We start from the raw sequence: 6,147 nt of genomic DNA on the forward strand, positions 1-6,147 counted from the left end.
GAAGATCGAATCGACCTTCCCCACCGTGGCCGCAGCTATCGAGCACCTTAAACGACTCGGCATTCTGCATGAGATCACCGGCAGGCAGCGCCACCGGCTGTTCGCGTATCGCGGGTACATGGACATCCTCAACGAAGGGACCCAACCTCTTCGATAAACAAAGGCAATGCCGCCTCCGCGCCTACCCCGGAATTTCAGCAGGCATTCACGGCTGCGAGCGAGGAGGTGCGAGTTGACTTCCTCTCGCTAGAGTTGTTCATCGCAAGTCTTCGCGAAACCTTCGAGTGCAGCCCCTTTAGGTCGGCAATGAACGCCTCGACTGTGGCGTCTCCATAAGCCCCGCGATCGCCATGATCGACCGGCGCCGACCGAATCACCGCAGCCGGGGCGCTCGGGAGCTGATAGGTACAAGCCGAAGACAAGTCTAAAATTAGTTCTTGCACCCTAGCCGACCTCCTATGCCTCTTACTCGACGCAAACTACTCGCGATCGCCGCCGGATCCACCCTTCTTCGCCGTCGCGCCTTCGGCGACCCTACGCCGGGTCTGATCGTCAATTCGGCGCGCCCGAAGGACTATGAAATGACTCTCGCCGGTTTCAAGGAGTGGATCACCCCGGCCGCCGATTTCTATGTCCGGAATCACCACTACACGCCGGACGTCAACCTCGCGGACTGGAATCTCCGGGTGGATGGCGTGGTGAATTCTCCGGTCACGCTGACCATGAACGATCTCCGGCAGTTCCCCGCCGTGTCCCACATTGCGGTACTGGAATGCGCCGGGAATGGACGCTCTTTCTACGAGCCGCATTTGCCCGGAATGCAATGGAAGCAGGGCGGCGTGGCCAACGGCAAGTGGACCGGCGCACGGCTGCGCGATGTGCTGCAGCGCGCGGGAGGCGTTCGGGATTCCGCTAAACACGTGCTCTTCAGCGGGGAAGATGTACCTGTCGGCAAGCAGCCCAAATTTCAGCGGACGGTGGAGATCGCCAAAGCCCTCGATCCCGATACGATCCTGGCCTATCAACTCAATGGCGAGGCGATCCCGCTCGAGCATGGGATGCAGCTCCGGCTGGTCGTTCCCGGATGGGCCGGCGACTCGTGGGTGAAGTGGGTGCGGCACGTCGAGGTGCTCGATCACGAGTTCGACGGTTTCTGGATGAAGACCGCCTACCGTCACCCCACTCATCCCGTGGCGCCCGGAACCTCGGTTCCGCCGGACCAGATGGTTCCGGTGACCGATTTGCCCGTCAAGTCGGTGATCGCAACGCCGGCCGGTGGATGGGCCAAGCCGGGCCGGGTGAAGATCAGCGGAGCCGCCTGGTCGAACGGTTCGCCGGTAACGAAAGTGGATGTATCGACTGACAATGGGGCGAGCTGGCGAGCGGCAACATTAGGCTCCGATCAGAGCAAGTATGCGTGGCGGTTATGGGAACTCGATTGGAAAGCGCCCGCGGGGGAGTACAAGCTGATGGCGCGTGCGACTGACGCGGCCGGGCGAGTCCAGCCAATGGTCGAGGATTGGAACCCGTCGGGATATTTGTGGAACGTGGCGGCGCCCCGGCCGGTGATCATATCGCGATTGGCGCCCGCTGCGGCCGCAAGCGCAACGCCATCGAGCGCGGCACATCCTCACGGCTTTCAACAGGCGTGCCTTACCTGCCACGAGGAAGATATTATCCGAATGCAGAAGCTCACCGCGGCGCAATGGGAACGCGAAGTTCAGAAGATGACCGGTTGGGGCGCCGATATCAAACCGGAGGACAGAGAGGCTGTTCTGGATTACTTAAGCGCCAATTTCAAACAGTGAATATCGCCCGGACCGCGTAGTATCCCGGCGTGATAACTTGGATCGTGCCAAGTTCGATTTTTGTTTTGGAAGACGAACAGGGAATTTTGAATCTGGCCCGGTTGGCGCTCGAAGACGCTGGTTATAAGGTCTATGGGGCGGGCAACGGAAAGGAAGCCCGGGCCGCGTGCCAATTGTATTGCGAGGAATGCTCCGCGGGGGTTTTCGACATCGAGGTGCCCGGTATGACCGCAGCGACGCTCGATGCTTTGGTGCAGGCTCATTTTCCGCAAAAGGGCATTGTATTCATGTCCGGATATCCGGAAGATTATTTAGGCGGCTTCTCAGCGGAAACGCTGCAATGGTATGAATTTCTTAAGAAGCCGTTCTTTCCGCAGGACTTGGTGGGCGCCGTGCAGCGCGCGGTATCCCGTACTTTCAACAGAGGCAACTTAGCGCGCAATGCATAGACCGCATCCATACTAGATAGTGAGGCGAATAGACAGTGAGGCGAACAGATGGTGAGGCGCCGTTATGACTGAAACTCAAGTTGCACTGAAGCCGGAAGAAGTCCAGCAGCCGATTCGCGTGCATCAGCCCGAAAGGGAACTGATCCGACTGTGCCGCCGTGCCGTCGCACATATCGACGAGAAGCAGATTGTCCGGGAACTCAAGTCCGGCATGATGCAAATGGCGTTAGATGGCACCCTCGCCGATATCGAGTATCCGCCTCCGCACCCGGAGCGCTATGCGCGCGGCCTTTGCTATGCCGACCCGTGGAACCGGTTTTCGATCATTGCGATGACGTGGAATATCGGCCAGCGGACGCCGCTGCACGATCACGCCGGCGTATGGTGCGTGGAAGTTGTGGTGGACGGGGACATGCAGGTGGTCAACTACGAATTGATGGAAGAAGATAGCGCGGGATGCTGCCGCTTCGAGCAGCGCGAAACGATTCTTGCCCCCGCGGCTTCCTCCGGCGCCCTGCTGCCGCCGTTCGAGCACCACATCTTCAGTAACACCGGGCCCGCCCCTTCGCACACGCTGCATGTGTATGGCGGACCGATGAGCCGCTGCGACATCTTCGAACCTATTGACTCGCAGCATTGGCGGCGGCTGCATCGCGCTCTCCGTTACGATAATTAACGGCATGACAACTAACGGCCTACCTACCTGCCGAAGATCAAGTTAGAAGCGAATAAGTACACGGGCGGGAAGACGTAGTTCACGACCTGCCATCCCACGACTAAGCCGATAATCGAGAACTGGCGCAGGCGCAGGCGCAGCGATTCCAACGCCGCGAAGCTTCCGGTGAGCAGCCCCAGAACCCCGAAACCGTCGAATGGCGGGAAGGGCAGCAAATTGAAAATGCCCAGCAGCAGATTGAGTTGAAAGCCGATCTGCAGAATGACGGCAACGGCTCCGGTCGCTCCCTCCCGCTGCACGCCGCCGCTAAGCAACAGCGCGCGCAGCAGTAAGCCGGAAAGGATCGCCAGCGCGAAGTTCATCGTGGGTCCGGCAAGTGCCATGAGCGCCGCGCGTTTCGGGTAAGCACGCTGCCAGGCGGGGTTGTAAGGCGCACTCGCCCAGCCGACCATGGCACCGCTCATGGTAAGCGAAAGCAGCGGGAGAACGACCATCCCAAACGGCTCGCGCCGGATATGCGGCAGCGGGTTGAGCGAGACTTGACCGCCCTCAGCGGCGGTTGGGTCTCCACCCTTGAGAGCTACATACGCGTGCGCCGCTTCATGACACGTGGTCGAGAAGAGAAAGACGATGTAGCGAAGTAGGCCGAGCAGCACCTGGTCGGATGTCATGCGAACTTTCAGCATGGCACGCCTGGTCGCCGGCAAACTTAAGCCTCACGATCTTACAATGAAAAGGAAAACATGTTCCCGAGCAGCTTTTCCATCGGCCCCGTTTCTATCGCGCCCGCAACCGTGCTGGCGCCGATGGCCGGCGTCACCGATACCGTATTCCGGCGCTTCATTCGCAACCTCGGCGGATGCGGCCTGATCATGACGGAGTTCACCAGTTCCCACGGCGTGAGCGCGTCGCTGCGCGCGCGCAAGCCGACGCGCACCATCGAGCGGTATCTGGCGTTCGAGCCGGAAGAGCACCCCATCAGCGCGCAGCTGTTCGGCGCCGATCCGGAAGTAATGGCGGAAGCCGCCCGAGTCTGTGAAGGGCTGGGGTTCGACATTCTGGATATCAACTTCGGGTGCCCGGTGAACAAAGTCGTGAAGTGCAACGGCGGCTCGGGTCTGCTGCGCGATCTGCCGCTGGTTGACAAGCTGCTGAGCACCGTTCGTTCAGCTATCAGGATCCCGTTTACGATGAAGTTCCGCGCCGGCTGGAGCGATCAGGACCTGGTTGCCGTGCGCATGGCCCAGCTCGCCGAACAGAACGGGCTGCAAGCGGTTGCGCTGCACCCGCGAACCCGCGAGCAGGGTTATAGCGGCCGCGCCGATTGGTCGCGCATTGCCGAAGTTAAGGCGGCGGTGAAGATTCCGGTGATCGGCAACGGCGATATCACGCGTCCGGAAGATGCCGTGCGCATGGTAAGTGAAACGGGCTGCAATGCGGTGATGATTGGACGCGCCGCGTCGTCCAACCCCTGGATCTTCCGCCAGATTGAGCAATACCTGGCTACCGGGACTTACGACGAACCGTCGCATCGCGACCGGTTCGACATGATGCGGACTTACTACGAGATGCTAATGCGGCGCGACGAGGACGATTGCGCGGGGAAGATGAAACAGTTTGCTACTTACTTTACGCATGGCGTGCGCGGCGGCAGTAAGTTGCGCGCCGACATCTATCATGCGCACGAGCCGGAACGCATCCTGGACATAGTAGACGCCTTCTTCGCGGTTGAATCCGAGCTCGCGCCGGCGTGAAGCCCTCTGGAAGCCCGCATGAAGAAGGTCCAACTGATTACTGACGGGTCCTGCATCGGGAACCCGGGCCGCGGCGGATGGGCGTGCGTCCTGCGCTTCGGCGAGCACGTGAAGGAGATGTACGGCTCTTCGCAGCAGACCACCAATAACCGGATGGAACTTACCGCGGCGCTGGAGGGCCTGCGAACGCTGAACGAGCGCTGCGAGGTCGACCTCGTCACCGACTCCGAATACCTGCGCAACGGCATGACGAAATGGATGGCGAATTGGAAGAGACGCGGGTGGATGACGGCCGAGAAGAAACCAGTGATCAACCGCGATCTCTGGGAAGCGCTAGACCAGGAAGTTGCGCGCCATGAAGTCAAGTGGGTCTGGACGCGCGGGCATGCATCCCACGATGACAATAACCGGGCTGACGAGCTGGCGAACGCAGCGGCTCGGGGTCAGTTGCAGCAGCGCTGATCGGTAGGCGGACGAACACGCTGTCTCCCGCGCTACACTGAGGCAGAGCGCGGGGCGTGCCTGTCAAAGAAGATATTGGTTGTAGATGATGAGCCGACCGTTCGTTTTGTGTGTGAGGCGGTAGTTCGCCACATCGGATACTCTCCGATCTTGGCGGTCGACGGCGAGCACGGTCTGGACATCTTCGGACAGCTGCTCCACGAGATCGATCTTGTGATTGCCGACGTTTCGATGCCGAAGCTGGATGGTATCGAGATGGTTCGCAAGATGTTCGAGATGAAGCCTCATTCGAACGTGATCCTGATGACGGGCTATACGCCTGAGCAGATCATTCCCGATAACGTGCTAAAGCTTTGCGCGGCGCTCGCGAAACCGTTCACCGTTCAGCAGCTAACCGACGCGATACGAAAGTGCCTGGAGCATGATCACCACCGCGGATAGCGCCGCGTTCGAAATCCGCACGGCCGCGGTCTCCGATATACCCGCTCTGCGCGATGTAATCGAGCAATCCGTCCGTCACCTGCAAAAGCACGACTACTCGCCCGAACAAATCGAAGGCGCGCTGGGTCACGCCCTCGGCCTGGATACGCAACTTATCGAAGACGGCACTTACTTTGCCGCCCACCCGGCGAACGACCGCAATCGAATCGCCGGTTGCGGAGGCTGGAGCTATCGCAAGACTCTCTTCGGAAGCGACGGCGGCCCCAACCGGGAACAGGCATTGCTCGCCCCTGAAACCGACGCCGCCAAAATCCGCGCGATCTTTGTGCGGCCGGAATGGGCGCGGCGCGGACTGGGAACTCTCCTCCTGAAACACTGCGAAGATGCAGCGCAGAGAGCCGGCTTCCGGCGTCTGGAAATGGGTTCCACACTAACCGGCGTCCCTCTTTATAAGCTCAAAGGCTATCGCGAGCTCGAGCCCGTCGATATTCCGTTGCCGAACGGCGCCGTACTTCCGATCGTTCGTATGTCTAAGACTCTATAAGTTTCCAGGAGCC

The 6,147-nt window shown here is 60.2% G+C and carries 8 protein-coding genes; 7 read left to right on the forward strand and 1 reads right to left on the reverse strand.

The window, feature by feature from the left end; genetic code table 11:
• The first annotated feature begins 458 nt into the window (after positions 1-458).
• From H1Y01_RS16615 to H1Y01_RS16625, 3 genes are all read left to right on the forward strand, one after another.
• Positions 459-1,808 carry a molybdopterin-dependent oxidoreductase gene (locus H1Y01_RS16615; protein WP_180541626.1) on the forward strand — a complete coding sequence of 450 codons (1,350 nt, stop codon included), beginning with the start codon at positions 459-461 and terminating at the stop codon, positions 1,806-1,808.
• Between the two features lie 44 nt (positions 1,809-1,852).
• On the forward strand, positions 1,853-2,257 hold the full coding sequence (locus H1Y01_RS16620) for a response regulator (RefSeq protein ID WP_180541627.1): 405 nt from the start codon (positions 1,853-1,855) through the stop codon (positions 2,255-2,257).
• Between the two features lie 64 nt (positions 2,258-2,321).
• On the forward strand, positions 2,322-2,933 hold the full coding sequence (locus H1Y01_RS16625) for a cysteine dioxygenase family protein (RefSeq protein WP_180541628.1): 612 nt from the start codon (positions 2,322-2,324) through the stop codon (positions 2,931-2,933).
• Between the two features lie 23 nt (positions 2,934-2,956).
• Here the strand turns inward: H1Y01_RS16625 and H1Y01_RS16630 are convergent, their stop codons facing one another.
• Positions 2,957-3,619, reverse strand: a complete 663-nt coding sequence (locus H1Y01_RS16630) for a site-2 protease family protein (RefSeq protein ID WP_180541629.1) — start codon at positions 3,617-3,619, stop codon at positions 2,957-2,959.
• A 57-nt stretch (positions 3,620-3,676) separates the two neighbouring features.
• Here H1Y01_RS16630 and dusB point away from each other — a divergent pair, with 57 nt between their 5' ends.
• The 4 genes from dusB (at position 3,677) to H1Y01_RS16650 (ending at position 6,134) form a co-directional block, all read left to right on the forward strand.
• Positions 3,677-4,687, forward strand: a complete 1,011-nt coding sequence (gene dusB / locus H1Y01_RS16635; RefSeq protein WP_180541630.1) for a tRNA dihydrouridine synthase DusB — start codon at positions 3,677-3,679, stop codon at positions 4,685-4,687.
• A gap of 18 nt (positions 4,688-4,705) precedes the next feature.
• On the forward strand, positions 4,706-5,149 hold the full coding sequence (rnhA, locus tag H1Y01_RS16640) for a ribonuclease HI (protein WP_180541631.1): 444 nt from the start codon (positions 4,706-4,708) through the stop codon (positions 5,147-5,149).
• A 75-nt stretch (positions 5,150-5,224) separates the two neighbouring features.
• Positions 5,225-5,590: a response regulator gene (locus H1Y01_RS16645; protein ID WP_180541632.1), complete on the forward strand. Its 366-nt coding sequence runs from the start codon at positions 5,225-5,227 to the stop codon at positions 5,588-5,590.
• Complete coding sequence (locus H1Y01_RS16650) at positions 5,571-6,134, forward strand: GNAT family N-acetyltransferase (protein WP_180541633.1); 564 nt, start codon at positions 5,571-5,573, stop codon at positions 6,132-6,134. The genes H1Y01_RS16645 and H1Y01_RS16650 overlap by 20 nt, the downstream gene beginning before the upstream one ends.
• Positions 6,135-6,147 lie beyond the last annotated feature (13 nt).

Origin of the sequence: Nevskia soli (assembly GCF_903970205.1) — a bacterium.
In the GTDB taxonomy this organism is placed as follows: Bacteria; Acidobacteriota; Terriglobia; order Bryobacterales; family Bryobacteraceae; genus Bog-113.

Coding starts and splice junctions, on each gene's coding strand:
- H1Y01_RS16615 (WP_180541626.1), top strand. CDS start 459: ATGCCTCTTACTCGACGCAAACTACTCGCGATCGCCGCCGGATCCACC.
- H1Y01_RS16625 (WP_180541628.1), top strand. CDS start 2,322: ATGACTGAAACTCAAGTTGCACTGAAGCCGGAAGAAGTCCAGCAGCCG.
- H1Y01_RS16630 (WP_180541629.1), bottom strand. CDS start 3,619: ATGCTGAAAGTTCGCATGACATCCGACCAGGTGCTGCTCGGCCTACTT.
- dusB (WP_180541630.1), top strand. CDS start 3,677: ATGTTCCCGAGCAGCTTTTCCATCGGCCCCGTTTCTATCGCGCCCGCA.
- rnhA (WP_180541631.1), top strand. CDS start 4,706: ATGAAGAAGGTCCAACTGATTACTGACGGGTCCTGCATCGGGAACCCG.
- H1Y01_RS16650 (WP_180541633.1), top strand. CDS start 5,571: ATGATCACCACCGCGGATAGCGCCGCGTTCGAAATCCGCACGGCCGCG.